This window comes from Heliobacterium chlorum, assembly GCF_014502795.1.
Taxonomy (GTDB): Bacteria; Bacillota; Desulfitobacteriia; order Heliobacteriales; family Heliobacteriaceae; genus Heliobacterium; species Heliobacterium chlorum.
On sequence record NZ_JACVHF010000014.1, the window covers coordinates 1 to 18,271 of the forward strand.

Sequence of the window (18,271 nt, forward strand, 5' to 3'; positions counted from 1 at the left end):
GAGTCTGGGCCGTGTCTCAGTCCCAGTGTGGCCGTTCACCCTCTCAGGCCGGCTACCGATCGTCGCCTTGGTGAGCTATTACCTCACCAACGAGCTAATCGGACGCGGACCCATCCAAGAGCGGATTGCTCCTTTGGTTGTCCGGGGATGTCCCCAAACAACGTTATGCGGTATTAGCAGCCCTTTCGGGCTGTTATCCCCCACTCTCAGGCAGGTTATCCACGCGTTACTCACCCGTCCGCCACTAAGCACTTCCACCGAAGTATCCGTGCTCCGTTCGACTTGCATGTGTTAGGCATGCCGCCAGCGTTCGTCCTGAGCCAGGATCAAACTCTCCACAAAAAATGTAGATAAGCTTGAGTCAAGCTCTCATTAATGAAATCATTGTCCGTCCCGTTTGCACGGGCCAAATTAACTTTGGTTTCGCACGCTTTTGCTTTAACAACTGTTTGATTTTCAAGGACCAAAGTTTCGCGCCGTAACAACCGGCGACAGTGATAAAGTATAGCACCACTTAATCGCTTTGGCAAGAGCTTTTTTCTACCATTTTCACTGGCAGTATTTCTCTTTGGCGCGAAACTTATACTAGCACTAGTTTCTGAAAAGGTCAATAGTTTTTTCGACTTTTCCTCTGGTTCAATTTAATTTTAGCAATTTCCCTTTCTCCCGTTGCCTCTTCCATACTCCAATGCTCAACATGATACCGATGAGACCGATGCCGTAGAGTGCTGCCATTTCTTTAGGCACTGCCGTTAAAGAAGCACCTTTTATACCAACGATTCGGAAGGCACTTAAAAATTGAGTTAATGGTAGGCAATTAGACAGGCCGACAATCAAGGCCGGCATTTTGCTCAGCGGCCACGTAAATCCGGAGATTAGAAAAGATGGTGCAGCAATCAGTAGCAATATTTGGTTCGCCCGAAGCTCATCAGGAACTAACACCGAGATGAGAGATGCCATGCCGACCAACGCCAACACAAATCCGAGAGCAACACAAAAAAGCTCTAATCCGCTTCCACGTACTCCAATTCCGGTCGTCACGTTGGCCAATAAGATCAGGAAGAATATATTTAGCAGGCTGATCGTGAAATAGGGGATGATTTTTCCCAAGACTACCCTGTTCGCAGAAATTCCTGATGCGACCAAAATCATGTTCGTTCCCTTATCTTTTTCCCGGCAAAAGGAACCGGCCATGGTCGTCAACAACACTTGCTGCAGTACCGTCGATACAAGGCCAAAGAGCAGAAAGATGCGATAGTTATAAGTGGGGTTATAGCCAATCCGAATCGTCGAGTTGATCGGCTGTAGGATAGACATGGCTTTCACTGGTACGATGCCGTTGGCTTCCATCAACCGCAGACTTACCCCGGCTGATAAGGTTTGGAGCACCTGGGTAGCTCCCTTGGTCGCGCCGTTAGAGATCAGCATATTTGTTCCGTCGACGAGTGTCATCACCGTCGTGGGCCGTCCATCTTTCACATCTCGGTTAAAGTGTTCCGGAATGATGACGGCCACGTCTGTTTTTCCTTCTTGAAGCCGTTTTTCTGCTTCTTCATAGGAATCGACCAACCCTTGATAGGAGAACAATTCCGATTGGCCAAATTCATTGATCAGTTCGCGACTCAAGGAACTATGATCTTGGTCCACAATGACTAGGGTCATGTCGGTCACCCGCTGACCTGTATACATATAGGCAAAGAGGACGAATGTCACCAGCGGTGCTAGGAAAAGTAAGAAGATGGTCCGTTTGTCCCGCAGGATATGGATGAATTCCTTGGTGGCCATCAGCAAAATCAGCTGCATGGTGACACCTCCTTGAACCGCTTCCCTAAATCGATCTGCGTGGTGCAACGGTATATTTCTTCCTTGTTATGGCTGAGAAAAATAATTCCCTTTAGGAAAGTACCCTCTGCTGCATGTTCTCCTTCGATAACCTTCCAGAATTGCTCCTTGTCTCTTGAAGCCATTTCCCGGGTCGCTTCATCCAGCAATATCAGTTCAGATTCGGTCACAAGAGACGCCGCCAGTTGCAAAAACATCTTTTCCGTAAAGCTTAATCGGCCCGCTCGTTGTTTTCGGTATTCGCTGAGATAGCAAGCTTCTATCGACCGATCGATCCGTTCTGCCCGCAATGCCTCCGGTACGGTATAGAGCTCAGCGACAAACTGAATGTTTTCTTCCACCGTTAAATCGGGATAAAGAAAAAAACGTTCCGGTACAAGACCGATAGTCTGAACAAAACTCAGTACTTCACCGGATAATGGCTGCATCAATCCGGCAGCCACTTGAAAAAACATCCAACGGGCATCGCCATCCGGTAAGTATATTCCTGTTAAGCTTCCAGCTTTGATCTCTAAGGAGATATCCCTTAGTACAGGTCTGTTTGGGAGACCGATAGTGACCTTTTTGAATTCTAGAACCGTTTTATTCATAGCTGCTGCCCTCCTTACTGCGGAGGGGGGTTGTCAATATAGATTCGCGCGGACATGCCGTTTTTCATCAGACCGTTGGTATTGGCAAACTCGATCTTGATGCCGAAGGTTTTACGATCAAAGTCTCCTGAATCCTGACTCGCTTTTTTTGTCGCAAAATCGGCACTGGCGCTGATCCAAGTGAGCTTGCCGATCAAATTTTGTTCGATTCCTTCGATGCGGACGGAAACGTCCTGTCCGATCGTTAACTTAGCCACCTGGTTTTCTGGAACATTGGCTTTTACCCAAACCGTATCGGTATCGACGATCGTCGCAATCGGCAATCCCGCCGAGATCATTTCCCCGGTCTGTACCATTTTTGCCGTTACATATCCCTTTTGAGGTGCCTTGATGACGGTATTGTCTACCATAGCTTGGGCAGCCTCCACGACAGCTTTCGCTTGGTCGATAGCAGCTTCTTTTAATGGCACTTGTGATTTATTGGCAATAGCCAGTTGGACGGTGGCTGCCGCTTGGTCAACTTGGGCTTTGGCACCGTCTATCTGTTCCGGTCTTGTGCCCTCCTCGGTCAAAGACAGTTTTTCTTGAGCCATTTTCAATGTCGCCTGGGCGGCGTCCATGGCCGATTTGGCGTCATCACGAGTCTTTGCCGGCGCCGCACCACTGTCAAACAGGGCTTGCGACCGATCGTAATTCAGCTTTGCGTTGTCATAGGCTACTTGCGCCTGCGTTACGGCTGCCCGTAACTGTTCAATCTCCTGGGGACGAGCGCCATTTTGCAGAGCTTCTAAATTGGCTCGAGCCGCATTGAGAACTGCCTGCGCTTGCGAGATCGACCCTTCTACCGTATCAACCGTCAGTGTACGTCCCACTTCGGCCTGGGCAAGGGTCGCTTTCGCTTGGTTCAGTTGTTCCATCAGCTCGCGGCTTTCCAACCGGGCGATTACCTGACCTGCTTCGACAAGGTCACCTTCTTTGACGAGGACTTCCTGTACTCGTCCAGCGATTTTTGAACCGACCGTCACTTCCGTTCCTTCCACGTACCCTGTGATCGGTTCTTTGCCGTTACCGGATCGAGACATCCAGGGAAAAGCGATGAACCCGATCGCCGTCAGCAAAATCACTCCGATGGCAATGACGGCCGTCCGCTTTTTGTCCATGTGATTGCACCCCTTTTATGTACTGACCGGTCAGTCTATTTCCTTATTTTGATTATAGTTCTAGCAATTTTTTTCGTCAACCAACAAAAAAAGCAGGGAACGCGTTCGATTAACACGTTCCCTGCTTTTCTTCGGGAAGAGACGCACCATACAGATATTGTTGAAATAAGAATTCGGTCAGTTCTTTCCGGTCGATCGGTCTCCCCTGGAGGATAACCCGCAGGGAGACGATGGAGACCATACCAAAGAGGGATACGGCGGCCCATTCGGCCGGCATCGCTCGCAGTTGCTTATGAGCGATGCCGGCGTCGATGATTTCCTGGAGCTGATTGAAGTATTTCTGCATGATTTCCCGGAACTGAATCTGACGGTCTGATGTAGACCAGACGCCCTTTAATAAAAGTTGGCAGAATTCCCGGTTCTGATCGAAAAAAACGATCTGGGCTTCAATAGCTCGGCGCAGTTGTTCCACAGGATCGGCACTTTGGTTTCTCGCCTGCTCTACGTGCTCAGTCAGTTGACCGACGCCTTCCTCCATGAGAAACCGGATGAGGTCTTCTTTACCGCCGAAATGATAGTAAAGAGTACCTTTGGCCACACCGGAACGTTCGGCCACTTCATCCATCGTCGCTCGATCAAATCCCTTTTCGGCAAAAACATCGACGGCGCCTTGAAAAATCTGTTTGGCTTTACGCACGTCCCTAACCCCTTTTTCGATAACTCGGCTGTCTTATCTTATTCGTCATCTTCCTCGCGCATAGCCACGCGGGCCACGGCGACGACTTTATCGTTGGGGTTGATTTTCATGATGCTGACACCTTGAGTCACCCGGCTGAAGCGGCTGATCTCGTCCACGTTGAGGCGAATGATCACGCCTTCCGCCGAGATGACCATGAGCTCGTCGCCAGGACGAACCACTTTGATGCCAGCCATGAGACCAGTTTTTTGGGTCAAGCGCATGGAGATAATTCCTTTGCCGCCCCGGTGCTGGCTGCGATATTCTTCGACGGCGGTCCGTTTGCCCATGCCGCTTTCGGTGATCATGAGCAGATCGATCTTATCGTCGTCTTTGAAGGTTTCCATGGCGACGACAAAATCGTCTTTGGACAATTCTATCCCTTTGACGCCACGGGTCGTCCGGCCCATCTCCCGCACATCCCCTTCAGGGAAGCGAACGGCCATGCCGTTACGAGTCGCCAAGAGGATATCGCTCTCGCCGTCCGTGAGTTTTACGCCGATCAGTTCGTCACCGTCGTCCAGCGTCAGCGCGATGAGCCCCTCTTTCCGGGACGAATCGTACTGCTGCAATACGGTCTTTTTGACGATCCCGTTCCGGGTCGCCGTTAACAGGTACTGATCTTTGCTAAACTCTTTGACCGGAATGACGGCATTCACTTTGTCGTCGCCGGTGATATTCAGGAGGTTGACGATGGCCGTCCCTTTAGCAGTCCGGGACGCCTCCGGAATTTCGTGGGTTTTCAAGCGATACACTTTCCCCTTGTCGGTGAAGAACAAGAGATAGTGATGTGTTGTCGTGATAAATAAGAGTTCCACAAAGTCGTCTTCCTTGGTCCCCATGGCGGTGACCCCTTTGCCACCCCGGCGCTGGGCCTTGTATGTATTGACATGCAGGCGCTTGATATAGCCGTTATGGGTGATGGTGACGACCGCGTCTTCTTCAGCGATAAGATCTTCGATATCGAAGTCACCGGCACCCGCGGTAATTTCGGTGCGGCGGACATCGGCAAATTTCGCTTTAATTTCGCCGATCTCTTTTTTGATGATGTCCAGAACCATTTTTTCGGAATTCAGTACGGCACGGAAGTACGCGATGCTGTTAAGGAGCGACTGATACTCTTCTTCAATCTTTTCCCGCTCCAATCCGACCAGGCGTTTTAAGCGCATATCCAGGATAGCCTGAGCTTGTTTTTCGCTAAATCCAAACTCGCCCATCATCTGGGTGCGAGCCACATCTTCCGTTTCAGAGGTACGGATGATCTCGATGATGCGGTCGATGTTATCGATAGCGATGCGCAAACCTTCGAGGATATGGGCACGAGCTTCGGCTTTTTCCAAGTCATAACGGGTTCGCCGGACGATGACATCTTTCTGGTGTTCCAGGTAATAGTAGATGATGTCCCGCAGGTTCAACACCTTGGGCACGTTATCCACTAAGGCCAGCATGTTCACACCAAAAGTATCCTGCATCTGCGTGTGCTTGTACAACTGGTTAAGCACGACTTGTGGGTTTACATCACGCCGCAGTTCAATGACGATCTGCATACCTTTGCGGTCTGATTCATCCCGCAGGTCCGTAATGCCGTCGACCCGTTTGTCCCGCACCAGCTCGGCGATGCGCTCCAACAGTTTCGCCTTGTTTACCTGATAGGGGATCTCATGGACCAAGATGCGCATCTTGCCGCCGTTCATTTTCTCAATACGGGCCTTGGCACGCATAATCACGGAACCCCGGCCGGTCAGATAGGCTTGACGGATCCCTTCTCGTCCCATGATGAGTCCACCAGTCGGGAAGTCAGGTCCTTTGATCGATTTCATCAGGTCTTCTGTCGTCACATTCGGATTGTCGATCATCATGAAGACGGCATCGACGACTTCGGAAAGGTTATGGGGCGGGATGTTCGTCGCCATCCCGACGGCGATCCCAGATGATCCATTGAGGAGCAGGTTGGGGACTCTTGACGGGAGAACGATAGGCTCTTCCCGTTTTTCGTCGTAGTTAGGTTTAAAATCGACGGTGTTTTTCTCGATGTCGGCCAAGAGGTAGCTGGTGAGCCTGGACATGCGCAGCTCTGTATACCGCATGGCCGCAGCCGGGTCGCCATCGATGGAACCAAAGTTGCCGTGACCATCGACCAGGAGATAGCGGGTGGAAAAATCTTGGGCCATGCGGACCGTGGCGTCATAAATCGCCGAATCGCCGTGAGGGTGATAACGACCCATAACGTCACCGACAAGACCGGCAGATTTACTATAGGGCTTGTCCGGTGTCCGTCCCGTTTCATGCAGCGTGTAGATGATGCGCCGGTGAACCGGTTTGAGTCCGTCCCGCACGTCCGGGAGCGCCCGGGATACGATGACGCTCATCGAATAATCGAGGAAGGACTTCTTCATTTCGTCTTCGAGTTTTATCGGAACAACTTTACCAATAATATCGGCCATGGGTTTATTCACCTCAAAGTATTTCCACTAGACCCACCTTACCATTAAGGTGCTCATCTTTACTATTATAACCAATCTTTGTTCATAGTTAAAGTTATGCGCTTGGATGAAGTCCTGCCAAACCCATTAATTTTCCCTCTAGAAGGGTAAATACCCCGTCGATTTGAATAAGTTCGCTCGCTGCGGAAAAACAGTTTCGGGAATATTCGCCCCATAGAACATCAAGATCGCCAATGGCACGAATGTAAAAATTTGCACCCACCTAACAGATAGTTCAAGGATGACAACAGTAATCACATGAATCTGGTTGAAGAATTACATAAAAAAATAGGCATAAAAAGACCGTCTTGGTGTTTGACTCCAAAGACGGTCCTTCACTTTTGTTATAAAAGTTTATTTGGGCCCAAAAATTCAGCCTATAAGGGGCTGAGTTCCATTTACATGTTCCTGCGATATTTGCCGCCTACTTCGTAAAGAGCAGCTGTAATCTGACCCAGGCTGGCCACTTTGACCGTTTCCATCAATTCGCTGAAGATGTTGCCACCGTGCCGGGCGACCTGTTTCAGTTTTTCCAGTGCCGCTGGGGCAACGTCTAGGTGTTTTTCATGAAACTGGCGCAATTGTTCAATCTGCTGCTGCTTTTCTTCTTCCGTCGCCCGGCTCAGTTCGATTTCATATTCCTCTACACTGGCATTGGGATTGAGGAAACTGTTGACGCCGATGATGGGCAGCTCGCCGGAATGTTTTTTCATCTCATAGAGCATTGATTCCTCCTGAATCTTGTTGCGTTGATACTGCGTTTCCATGGCACCTAAAACGCCGCCCCGCTCGCTGAGACGGAGAAACTCTGCCAGCACCGCTTCTTCGACCAAGTCGGTCAACTCTTCAATGATGAAAGCACCTTGCAGCGGATTTTCATTTTTGGCCAAACCGAATTCCCGGTTGATGATGAGTTGGATCGCCATGGCCCGGCGAACGGAGTTCTCAGTCGGCGTCGTGATTGCTTCGTCATAGGCGTTGGTATGTAACGAGTTGCAGTTGTCGTAAATGGCCATCAAGGCTTGTAAGGTCGTGCGAATGTCATTGAAGTCCATCTCCTGGGCATGGAGGGACCGTCCAGACGTTTGAATGTGATACTTCAGCTTCTGGCTGCGTTCGTTGCCGTGATATTTGTTTTTCATGACGACAGACCAGATGCGGCGAGCCACTCTGCCCATAACCGTATATTCTGGGTCGAGACCATTGCTGAAGAAGAAGGATAAGTTGGGCGCAAAGTCGTCGATGAGCATGCCCCGGCTGAGGTACGATTCGACATAGGTGAAACCGTTGGCTAAGGTGAAGGCCAGTTGGGTGATGGGATTGGCTCCCGCTTCGGCGATGTGGTAGCCAGAGATACTGACCGAATAATAGTTACGGACACGATGTTGGATGAAATACTCTTGAATATCGCCCATCATCTTCAAGGCAAATTCCGTCGAGAAGATACAGGTGTTCTGTCCTTGATCCTCTTTCAGAATATCTGCCTGTACGGTTCCGCGAACTTTTTGAAGCGTCTCCGCCTGCATGCGACGTCGCTCTTCCTCGCTCGGTCCTCTTCCTTGGGCCTCAGTAAACGCATCGATTTGCTGGTCAATGGCTGTGTTCAGATACATGGCCAGCAAGATGGGAGCCGGACCGTTGATGGTCATCGAGACGGAAGTACTCGGTGCCAGAAGATCAAATCCGGCATAAAGCTTGTTCATATCTTCGATGGTGCAGACGTTGACACCGCTGTTGCCGATTTTTCCATAAATATCGGGGCGAATGTGTGGATCTTCCCCATAGAGAGTGACACTGTCAAAGGCGGTGCTCAGCCGTTTAGCTGCATCATCTTTGCTAAGGTAATGAAAGCGCCGGTTCGTGCGTTCCGGTGAACCCTCACCGGCAAACTGCCGTTTGGGATCTTCCCCTTCCCGCTTGAAGGGAAAGACACCGGAGGTATAGGGGAATTCACCGGGGACGTTTTCCGTTAAAGCCCAGCGCAGGATTTCTCCCCAGTCTTCGTAATTCGGCAAGGCCACTTTAGGAATGCGGCTGCCCGACAGGGTCGTCGTATACAGTTGGGTGACGATCTCCACATCCCTGACTTTGTTCACGAGCCGGTCTTTCCGGTAGGTTTCTTTCAGGCAAGACCAATGGCCGATGATTTTTTTGCAGTATGGGTGCAGTTTTTCTTCGTAACGGGCGATTTGGCCATCGATCTCTAAGACAGCCGCCGCAGTCAAACTGTCCGAGGCAATGGTGCTATTTATATCGCCCTCTCTATGGCATAAACCTGCTTGGGCTTTATTTCCCTGTAGTAAGGCTTCCTTGGCTCCTCGCAACTGATAAAGCTTGCGGGCGACAGCTGTTTGTTCTCGGACAAAAGCTTTATACTCGTGAACGGTGCTGACGATCTCGGCGAGATAATTGACCCGATCCGCCGGGATAAGGCCGCATTTTTTGGGAACGGTCTCTTTATCGATCGCGAGTTTTTCCCTGTCCACCGACCAAGGCAGGCCCGCCCTTTTGGCAACGATGTCCATCAAATGCGCAAAGAAAAGATTCGTCCCGGGATCGTTAAACTGGCTGGCTATGGTGCCGAAAACAGGGACCTGATCGTCTGACCTATCAAAGGCGTTGTGGCTTCTTCGCCATTGTTTTCGCACGACCCGCAAGGCATCTTCAGCACCACGGCGATCAAACTTGTTTATGACGATGGCATCGGCATAGTCGATCATATCAATCTTCTCTAATTGCGTAGCGGCGCCGAATTCACTCGTCATCACGTAGAGAGCGATATCGCTCACCTCGATGATCTCGTGGTCCCCTTGACCAATCCCCGATGTTTCGACGATGATCATGTCGTAGCCAGCCGCTCGGACCACCGTAATGGCATCTTCAATCGCCCGGCTGATTTCACTGCGAGATTTGCGCGTCGCCAGGGAACGCATGAAGACTCTCGGGTGGTGAATGCTGTTTAGCCGGATGCGATCACCGAGCAAGGCCCCACCCGTTTTTAATTTTGTCGGGTCGACCGAAAGGATGGCCAGTCGTTTTTCTGGATACTGTTCGAGATATCTCCGGACAATTTCATCGGTGATAGAGCTTTTGCCGGCTCCGCCTGTGCCGGTGATGCCGATGATAGGCGCTTTGCGGCAGTTCTCTCGCAAATTTGCAAAAAGAGAGGCAACTTGGCTGTCCTGATCGTCGATATTCTGCTCTGCCCTGGTGATCCAGCGAGCTATTGTTAAATTGTCTGTATTCTCAGATATCACTTTTGCCTCTAACCTGTTTCCTTCGGCGATGGTGGAGAAATCAGATCGCTCGATACAGTAGTTGATCATCCCTTGAAGTCCCATGCGCCGCCCATCTTCCGGCGAAAAGAGTTTACAGATACCGTATGCTTCAAGCTCACCTATCTCCCAGGGAACGATGACACCGCCACCGCCACCAAACACGCGAATATGATCAGCACCACGTTCTTTCAAGAGGTCGATCATGTACTTGAAGAACTCTAAATGTCCCCCTTGGTAAGAGGTGACAGCGATCGCTTGTGCATCTTCCTGAATGGCTGCGTTAACGATTTCTTCGACGGAGCGGTTGTGACCGAGATGGATCACCTCAACACCGCTCGATTGCAGGAGGCGGCGCATGATGTTGATCGTCGCATCATGGCCATCAAAGAGGCTGGTAGCGGTTACAAAACGAACGTGATGGCGGGGACGGTATACCGATTGGTCCATACTATTTTTCACTCCTGTTCTGATTATTAGGAATCACAAACAGATCACATCGGCCGCTGCGTCCGCCAACAGCAGGGAGCAAGAATGCCCTGGCGCCGAGCGGGACAGGTCTAGTACTTTCATCCCTGAATGGTACCTTGTCATAGGTTGAAGACTCTTATCGGTTGAGTGCATATACTTTTCTAGTTTATGGTATGAAATCCTTCCGTATTTGATTAAATATTTAGAAAATTTCATGAATTATAGAGCCCAATTATTTCAGCTTTGCCTTTACAAACAAAAAGACCCTCTCGTCTCAGAAAGACAAAGAGGGCCTTGGCAAAGGTCATTGATTAAATATCTAGGTTCCGGACATCCTTGGCATGGCTTTGAATGAATTCGCGCCGCGGTTCTACCCGATCACCCATGAGGGTGGTGAAGATACTTTCCGCTTCCGCAGCATCTTCCATGGATACTTGCAAGATCGTTCGATGTTCCGGATCCATCGTCGTATCCCATAACTGCTCCGGATTCATCTCTCCAAGACCTTTGTAGCGCTGAATGGTGACGCCGTCCCGACCGTTTTTCTCGAGATATTGGTTTAGTTCGTTGTCGCTATAGTAATAGCGCACATCTCGGCCTTTTTTCACTTGGTACAAAGGAGGTTGCATGATGTAAACATAGCCGTGTTCGATGAGCGGCTTCATGTGGCGGAAGAAGAACGTCAACAGCAAGGTGCGGATGTGACTGCCGTCGACGTCAGCATCGGTCATCAGGCAAACACGATGGTACCGGGCTTTCGTTAAGTCAAAATCCTCACCGATACCCGTACCTAAAGCCGTAATGAGAGCCCGGATCTCTTCGTTGGACAAAATCTTATCCAAGCGAGATTTTTCCACGTTGAGAATTTTTCCGCGCAGCGGCAAGATGGCTTGGAAACGCCGGTCGCGGCCTTGTTTGGCGCTGCCGCCAGCAGAATCACCTTCGACGATATAGAGCTCGCACATGGAAGGATCTTTGAAGGAACAGTCGGCTAGCTTTCCAGGCAGAGAGGTGCTTTCTAAAGCGCTCTTACGGCGGGTCAGTTCCCGGGCCTTGCGTGCCGCTTCTCGGGCCCGCATAGCGCTAAGTGCCTTTTCAATGACTCTCTTACCGACAGAAGGGTTCTCCTCCAGGTAGGTACTCAGTCCTTCGGAGACACAGGAATCGGTGATCCCGCGCACTTCCGAATTGCCCAGCTTCGTTTTCGTCTGTCCCTCAAACTGGGGCTCCCGGACTTTGACGGAGACGACAGCGGTGATGCCTTCACGAATATCTTCACCGCTCAGATTGCTGTCATTTTCTTTGATTTGGTTTATGCGGCGTCCATAGTCATTGATCACCCGGGTCAGGGCTGTCTTAAAGCCCGACTCATGGGTGCCGCCTTCCTGGGTATTGATGTTGTTGGCGTAGGAAAAGAGAGTTTCCGAATAGCCATCGTTGTATTGCAGGGCCATTTCAACATGGACGCCCTCTTTTTCGTTTTGAAAGTAAATCACATGGGGATGGATCAGGTCTTTGTTGCGGTTTAAAAATTTGACAAAATCGATGATGCCGCCTTCATGGGCAAAGATACTTTCTTGCCCAGTCCGCAAGTCTTTTAGGGTGATCTTGACACCCCGGTTCAAAAAGGACAGTTCCCTCAACCGGTGGGAGAGCGTTTCATAGCTGTATTCCAACTCTTCGAAGATCAGCGCATCCGGTTTGAAATAGATCGTTGTACCGGTACTTTCCGCATTGCCAACGACCTTCAGATCGGTCATGGTGACGCCCCGTTCATAGTACTGCTCATGAACTTTGCCGTTACGGCGGACCGTCACTTTCAGCATTTCCGAAAGGGCATTCACGACGGATAAACCGACACCATGTAAACCCCCGGACACCTTATATCCTTCGCCGCCGAATTTTCCGCCTGCGTGCAGAACAGTCAAAGCCACTTCGACAGCTGGTTTTCCCATCTTGGGGTGAATATCTACAGGAATTCCCCGGCCGTTATCGCTGACTTCGATGCTGTTATCTTCGTGAATAATGACTTCGATCGTGTCACAATAGCCAGCCAGCGCTTCATCAATCGAGTTGTCTACAATCTCATAGACCAAGTGATGCAGGCCTCGGGCGCTGGTCGATCCGATGTACATCCCCGGCCGGCGACGAACCGCCTCTAAGCCTTCAAGTACTTGAATCTGACTGGCATCGTATGTCGATTCTCCGTTCACGGTCCAGGTCTCTTGATCAGCCACCCGAAAACCCTCCCATCAGGCAATACAAAAATACCGGACTGAACCCCTTCCGGTCTTCCAAAAGCATATTATAGCATACTTTACCGATTTACACAAATTTCTCAGAATCCTGGCTATTTCTGTGCTTCTTCCCAGGCTTTCAACATCGTTTTGATGTTATTGCCTCGTTTCATCAGGGTCATCGAGGAGATGGGTGAGAGGTAGATGTAATCGGTGGTGACGACAAAGGATTTCTCTTTTCCCTCTTCCGCAATCCGCTTGACAAAGCCTTCGTCCCGTACCGTCGATAAAAACTCCTTCGTCGTCGCCGCCTGCGTCGATGATTCCAGGTCGATGATCGCGATAACATCCTCTTTCGGGACGATGATTTCCCCGCCGAGATGTAAAAACATAGGTGGACCTCCTAACTATCCCTTTGAGAAACCTGTCCCGCCTGAACTTGATAGATGCCGGCTTTGGCCAGCAGTTCTGCCGGAAACGCCTGCAAGTGGGTCGTCGTGATAAAGACCTGAATATGTCGACGGTCCAAGTCAGCGAGCAACTGCTCCCGACGGGTCGGATCGAGTTCACTCATGACGTCATCGAGCAACACGAGGGGATATTCTCCGCGGCTTTGCTGAATAAAGGCGATCTCAGCCAGCTTGAGCGATAAGGCGATCGATCGCTGCTGCCCTTGGGAGGCGTATAAACGAGCTTCACGCCCCTGCAAATATAGCTGCAAGTCATCCCGATGCGGGCCGGTCAACGTAGCATGACGGGCGATCTCTTCAGCCCGGCGCTCGATCAACTTTTCCCGATAAGCTTGCGGCCATTTCCCGCGATCGGCCGGCAGCGAAAAAGAAGAACGATAAGTAAGCTCCAGTTCTTCCTTATCCCGGCTTAAGCCCCGGTAAATCTGGCGGGCATGAGGTGCGATCCGTGCCACCCCGTCAAGGCGACGGGCGAGAACTTCCACGGCGAGCGGGGTGATCTGCTCATCCCACAGTTCTAGTTCGGCCGGTTTTGCTTTTCCCTCGCGAATTCCCCGTAAGATCGCATTGCGCTGCGTCAAGAGACGGCTATAGCGGGAGAGCACATCCCCATAAGCCGGTGATGCCTGGGCGAGTTCCCGATCGAGAAAACGTCTTCTCTGAGCCGGCGACCCCTTGACCAGGGATAGATCTTCCGGTGAAAAGACGACCGTGTTGATCGCGTCAGACAGTTCAGCCATCCGGCGAAGCTTGCGGCCGTTGATACGGGCCAGCTTTTTTCGCTCGCCGCCGTAGGCGAGTTCCAACGTCACTGGGTGAGCAGAAGAGAGGCCAGTCGCCTTGATGCGATAAAACTCCTCCTGCCACTGCACCATATCGGGATCGCGAGCATCCCGGTGAGAGCCGCTGCCGCTCAAGAGGGCGATGGCCTCCAACAAGTTTGTCTTCCCTTGACCGTTTGGGCCGACAAAGATATTCAACCCCGGCTGAAAGGACCTATTCAGTTCTTGGTAATTACGAAAATGAACCAACTCAATTTGTTGGATCTCCATGTGCCACGCCCATTTTATCAATTCTGAATTGAATATATCGAGTATAGTCCAATTTTACTACAGTGATGTAATTTTTTCCAACAAGCCTGTATATACTCCAATAGGAGCCAGCCGGAAGAAAAGCTTTCCTCCGGCTGGCCTGATGGATATCCACAACGTTTTTTTTATGCTGATCGTTCTTTCTTTGGGGAGCATTGTTTCGGAAAATCGTATTAGCAAAAGTTATTCACAACGGTCCTACCCCGTTCCAGGGAGCGAGCTAGTTCGTAAAGATATCCACAGTGGATAACTTATACGGTCCGCACAGGCACGATGAGATAGAGGTACCGCTCTTCACCGACAGGGCGCAGTACACCGGGAGCCAAGGTGGCTGTTAAATCCATATAGACATCGTCGGTAGTGATCACCTTCAACGCATCCTGAAGGTAACGGTAGTTAAAGGCGATGGGAATCGGATCGCCGCCCACATCGACAAAGACTTCTTCGTAGATATGGCCCACTTCCGGCGAGTTAGCCCGGATCGTCAAGGTGTTTTTATCGCTGGAGAGCTTGATAATGTTGGAACCTTCTTTGCCGATGGCTGCAAGAGAAGCCCGGTCTACCGAATCGGCTAAGGCTTTGACGGAAACAGTCATCCGGGTTTTGTAATCTCTAGGGATAACCTGTTGATATTTCGGGTATTGACCTTCGATAATGCGCAGGATGACTCGCATGCGATCCGTTTCCAAGAGCGCCTGGGACCGAGTGATGGTGATCTGTAAAGAAGCTTCATCATCGCTCAGCAGCCGTGCCACATCGGACAAAGTTTTGGCATGCAGGATCACCTGCCGGTTCTGCTGGATCACTGATTCGGTAGCTTGGCCGGACAAAAGCGCCAACCGGTGCGTATCGGTAGCCACCCAGCGAACCTCTTCCGGCGAGATGTCCCAAAGAACCCCTGTAAACCAAGGCCTTGATTCATCGGTCGATGCAGCAAAACAGACGAGCCGTGTCATCTCTTTGAATTGTCCTTGGGTCAAGATCAGGTGGTCGCCATCCAATATTGCCGGAAGTAAGGGGAACTCCTGTGGATTCATGGTGTTTAAAGTCAACTCGGATCCATGGTAGCGAACCTTTAAGGCCGGCGTTTCTCCGGAAATATAGAAGGTGATCGGGCCTTCCGGCAAACGGCGAGCCATTTCGTTAAAAATCCGAGCGTTGACGACTGTCGAACCTGTTTGTACGGTCTTGACAGGAATGGTGTACTCAATCCCCAGTTCCATATCTGTAGCAACTAAACGCAAGACATCGTCGAGGGCTTCCATGTATATTCCGCTGAGGATAGGAATAGTGGCGCGGGACGAAACTGCACGGGAAACGGCGTTCACCGCTTCAAGCAGTTCACCGCGGGAACAGGAAAACTCCATGCCGTGGAACCTCCTTGGTTTGGGCCTTTTCTCCCTCTTTTAAAAACAGTAGTCATCGTAGGGAGCCGGGATATGTGGAAAACTCCGCCAAAATCTTGCCAGATTTCAATTGGAGCTGTGGATAACTCTGGGGATAAGTGGACTATTCGGGGGATAACTTTTAAGTTCTTTGGATTTTTTCTTTTAAAAGTTGAATAGTCATTTCTAACTGGGGATCTTTTTGAATATCTTTTGTGATTTTTTCATGGGCGTGAATGACCGTTGTATGGTCTCGGCCGCCAAATTCTTCACCGATCTTCGGCAAGGATACATCGAGCATCTCCCGGGACAGGTACATGGCGATTTGGCGGGGGAAAGCCACGTCGCGGGTACGCTTTTTCGCTTTAAAATCATCGACCTTCATCGAAAAGTGTTCCGCCACCACCTCTTGAATCAAGGCGATGGTAATCACTTTAATCCGATGGTTCGGGATGATGTTGCGCAACGCTTCTTCCGCTGTGTCTGCATTGAGCGGTTTTCCGCTCAACGATGCAAAGGCCATCACCCGGTTGAGGGCGCCTTCTAACTCCCGAATGTTCGATTGAATCGTATTGGCGATGAAGACCATGACTTCGTTAGGTACATTTAAGTTTTCCAGGATAGCTTTTTTACGTAAAATCGCGATTCTTGTCTCTAAATCAGGCGGATTGATGTCCGTAATCAAGCCCCACTCGAATCGGCTGCGCAGCCGGTCTTCCAGAGTGGGGATTTCTTTTGGCGGGCGATCAGAGGAGATGATGATCTGTTTACTTGACTCGTGAAGTGCGTTAAAAGTGTGAAAAAATTCCTCTTGTGTACGTTCTTTTCCAGCCAAAAACTGAATATCGTCGATTAGGAGGACATCAATGTTCCGATAACGGTTGCGAAATTCAACGGTCTTATCATCCCGGATGGAATTAATCAGCTCATTGGTAAACTTCTCGGAAGAGACATAGACGACGCGAGTGCTCGGCCGCTGATCGATGACGAAGTGACCGATGGCCTGCATTAAATGAGTTTTCCCCAAACCGACGCCGCCATAAATGAACAGGGGGTTATACGCTTTGGCCGGTGATTCGGCGACGGCCAAAGAGGCGGCATGGGCAAAACGGTTTGAGTTACCGACGACAAAGGTGTCGAAGGTGTACTTCGGGTTTAGGACCGGCGGGTCTACATCCTCGACCGGTGCCGCTCGCCGGGGCGAATCGGCGGGGCGGCGTGGTTCCTGGTTCGGTGAGAAAAAACGCACGTCCACCGTATCACCCAATACCAGGGACAGGGCATTCTTAACCAATGTAGCGTAGCGGTTTTCTAACCAATCTCGGGCCAAGTCATTGGGAACGCCCACATGTGCTTCCCCGCCTTGAAGAGCGATCAATTGCGTGTTTTTCAGCCAGGTATCAAAACTGGCCGGCTTCAGTTCTTGTCGTAAAATTTCCAGCGTTTGTTGCCATAGTCCGGCAAGCTGTGATTGCACCACAGGTACCCCCAGTTCGGACGTTATTCACAGGGATTAATCGATTATCCCCATTCCGACCGTTTTTCTATCTAGCGTTATATATAGTAGGATAAAGGCTTCAATTTCGGATTATCCACATTATGCGGCCATGTGGACGAAAAAAATGGGGGATGAAAAAGGAGAGGCGATAAAATAATTTGTAATTCTGTCGAAGCTGTGAATATAAGACGGAAAAACGCACATTTTATCCACACGCTGTGGAGTAAATTCGGGAAAACCGCGTGGTTCGTCGAGTTATCCACCTGTGGATAATATTCATTCACAATTGTACCGTGCGTGAGAGTTATCCACAAGGGGATAACTTTGAAAAAATTCCCCTCTCTTGGCACCGTGGCTCAATCTTGACTTTTCTATCGATGCTCCACTATAATGTAAATTGTTTGTCTCGAGCCGCCAGGGCATGTGTTGTCTATTGCGGATAGATTTGTCGAGAATGGTAAAAGCTAAGGAGGTGTAAAAATTGAAACGCACCTATCAACCGAAAAATCGTAAACACAAGCGCGTTCACGGTTTCCTGAGCCGTATGAGCACGCCGAACGGCCGAAACGTTTTGAAACGGCGCCGTGCAAAAGGAAGGAAAAAACTTAGTGCATAAGGCCGCTTCGGGGGCCTTCTTTTGTTTTCCGGGGGGTGACGAGTAATGCTGGCCCGGCGCTATCGCTTGCGTCGAAACAAAGATTTTCAATCCGTCTATCAGCGAGGTAAATCCTACGGCGGAAAGTTTGTCGTCTTGTATCGACTCCAGCATCGATCCCCCTCGCCTTCTTTATCTAAAATGAAACTGTCTCGTCGATTTGGGTTTTCCGTGTCGAGTAAAGTAGGTAAAGCGACTGTACGCAACAAGATAAAACGTATCTTTCGAGAGATCTGTCGCAGACACAAAACCCAACTACTGGATGGTAGTGATATAATTTTAATCGCCCGGTCAAAAATAAAAGGAATTCCCTTCCGTTTAGTCGAAGAAGATGTCATCAAATTATTTAAAAGGGCCAAGCTCTGGACGGGGGGATAA

At 50.2% G+C, this 18,271-nt stretch carries 13 protein-coding genes and 1 rRNA gene; 2 read left to right on the plus strand and 12 right to left on the minus strand.

Annotated features, from left to right (window positions below):
* From H1S01_RS12905 to dnaA, 12 genes are all read right to left on the minus strand, one after another.
* Window positions 1–342 (minus strand): 16S ribosomal RNA (locus H1S01_RS12905); the annotation flags it as partial.
* Window positions 343–636: 294 nt separating this feature from the next.
* Window positions 637–1,803: an ABC transporter permease gene (locus H1S01_RS12910; protein ID WP_188040869.1), complete on the minus strand. Its 1,167-nt coding sequence runs from the start codon at window positions 1,801–1,803 to the stop codon at window positions 637–639.
* Window positions 1,794–2,432 carry an ATP-binding cassette domain-containing protein gene (locus tag H1S01_RS12915; protein WP_188040870.1) on the minus strand — a complete coding sequence of 213 codons (639 nt, stop codon included), beginning with the start codon at window positions 2,430–2,432 and terminating at the stop codon, window positions 1,794–1,796. The genes H1S01_RS12910 and H1S01_RS12915 overlap by 10 nt, the downstream gene beginning before the upstream one ends.
* A 14-nt stretch (window positions 2,433–2,446) precedes the next feature.
* The gene (locus tag H1S01_RS12920; protein WP_188040871.1) at window positions 2,447–3,592 is read right to left on the minus strand and encodes an HlyD family secretion protein; all 1,146 of its coding nucleotides are present in this window, start codon (window positions 3,590–3,592) and stop codon (window positions 2,447–2,449) included.
* A 109-nt stretch (window positions 3,593–3,701) separates the two neighbouring features.
* On the minus strand, window positions 3,702–4,289 hold the full coding sequence (locus tag H1S01_RS12925) for a TetR family transcriptional regulator (protein WP_188040872.1): 588 nt from the start codon (window positions 4,287–4,289) through the stop codon (window positions 3,702–3,704).
* A 38-nt stretch (window positions 4,290–4,327) separates the two neighbouring features.
* The gene (gene gyrA / locus H1S01_RS12930) at window positions 4,328–6,772 is read right to left on the minus strand and encodes a DNA gyrase subunit A (RefSeq protein ID WP_188040873.1); all 2,445 of its coding nucleotides are present in this window, start codon (window positions 6,770–6,772) and stop codon (window positions 4,328–4,330) included.
* Between the two features lie 437 nt (window positions 6,773–7,209).
* Entirely contained in the window at window positions 7,210–10,536 is a 3,327-nt protein-coding gene (icmF, locus tag H1S01_RS12935) for a fused isobutyryl-CoA mutase/GTPase IcmF (RefSeq protein WP_188040874.1), read from the minus strand.
* A gap of 332 nt (window positions 10,537–10,868) precedes the next feature.
* Complete coding sequence (gene gyrB / locus H1S01_RS12940) at window positions 10,869–12,794, minus strand: DNA topoisomerase (ATP-hydrolyzing) subunit B (RefSeq protein WP_188040875.1); 1,926 nt, start codon at window positions 12,792–12,794, stop codon at window positions 10,869–10,871.
* A 113-nt stretch (window positions 12,795–12,907) separates the two neighbouring features.
* Complete coding sequence (gene remB / locus H1S01_RS12945) at window positions 12,908–13,186, minus strand: extracellular matrix regulator RemB (protein ID WP_188040876.1); 279 nt, start codon at window positions 13,184–13,186, stop codon at window positions 12,908–12,910.
* 11 nt (window positions 13,187–13,197) lie between these two features.
* Window positions 13,198–14,316 (minus strand): DNA replication/repair protein RecF, encoded by a 1,119-nt coding sequence (gene recF, locus H1S01_RS12950; RefSeq protein ID WP_188040877.1) that lies wholly within the window; start codon window positions 14,314–14,316, stop codon window positions 13,198–13,200.
* Between the two features lie 290 nt (window positions 14,317–14,606).
* Entirely contained in the window at window positions 14,607–15,722 is a 1,116-nt protein-coding gene (gene dnaN, locus H1S01_RS12955; protein WP_188040878.1) for a DNA polymerase III subunit beta, read from the minus strand.
* Between the two features lie 160 nt (window positions 15,723–15,882).
* Window positions 15,883–17,217: a chromosomal replication initiator protein DnaA gene (dnaA, locus tag H1S01_RS12960; protein ID WP_170292100.1), complete on the minus strand. Its 1,335-nt coding sequence runs from the start codon at window positions 17,215–17,217 to the stop codon at window positions 15,883–15,885.
* Between the two features lie 502 nt (window positions 17,218–17,719).
* On the opposite strand from dnaA, the gene rpmH reads away from it, so the two are divergent.
* On the plus strand, window positions 17,720–17,854 hold the full coding sequence (gene rpmH, locus H1S01_RS12965; protein WP_012282181.1) for a 50S ribosomal protein L34: 135 nt from the start codon (window positions 17,720–17,722) through the stop codon (window positions 17,852–17,854).
* Window positions 17,855–17,899: 45 nt separating this feature from the next.
* On the plus strand, window positions 17,900–18,271 hold the full coding sequence (gene rnpA, locus H1S01_RS12970) for a ribonuclease P protein component (RefSeq protein ID WP_188040879.1): 372 nt from the start codon (window positions 17,900–17,902) through the stop codon (window positions 18,269–18,271).

Excerpts from the sequence above, each read along its gene's own strand:
- dnaN (WP_188040878.1), bottom strand. The coding sequence starts at position 15,722 with ATGGAGTTTTCCTGTTCCCGCGGTGAACTGCTTGAAGCGGTGAACGCC.
- gyrA (WP_188040873.1), bottom strand. The coding sequence starts at position 6,772 with ATGGCCGATATTATTGGTAAAGTTGTTCCGATAAAACTCGAAGACGAA.
- icmF (WP_188040874.1), bottom strand. The coding sequence starts at position 10,536 with ATGGACCAATCGGTATACCGTCCCCGCCATCACGTTCGTTTTGTAACC.
- H1S01_RS12910 (WP_188040869.1), bottom strand. The coding sequence starts at position 1,803 with ATGCAGCTGATTTTGCTGATGGCCACCAAGGAATTCATCCATATCCTG.
- recF (WP_188040877.1), bottom strand. The coding sequence starts at position 14,316 with ATGGAGATCCAACAAATTGAGTTGGTTCATTTTCGTAATTACCAAGAA.
- rnpA (WP_188040879.1), top strand. The coding sequence starts at position 17,900 with ATGCTGGCCCGGCGCTATCGCTTGCGTCGAAACAAAGATTTTCAATCC.
- remB (WP_188040876.1), bottom strand. The coding sequence starts at position 13,186 with ATGTTTTTACATCTCGGCGGGGAAATCATCGTCCCGAAAGAGGATGTT.
- H1S01_RS12920 (WP_188040871.1), bottom strand. The coding sequence starts at position 3,592 with ATGGACAAAAAGCGGACGGCCGTCATTGCCATCGGAGTGATTTTGCTG.
- H1S01_RS12915 (WP_188040870.1), bottom strand. The coding sequence starts at position 2,432 with ATGAATAAAACGGTTCTAGAATTCAAAAAGGTCACTATCGGTCTCCCA.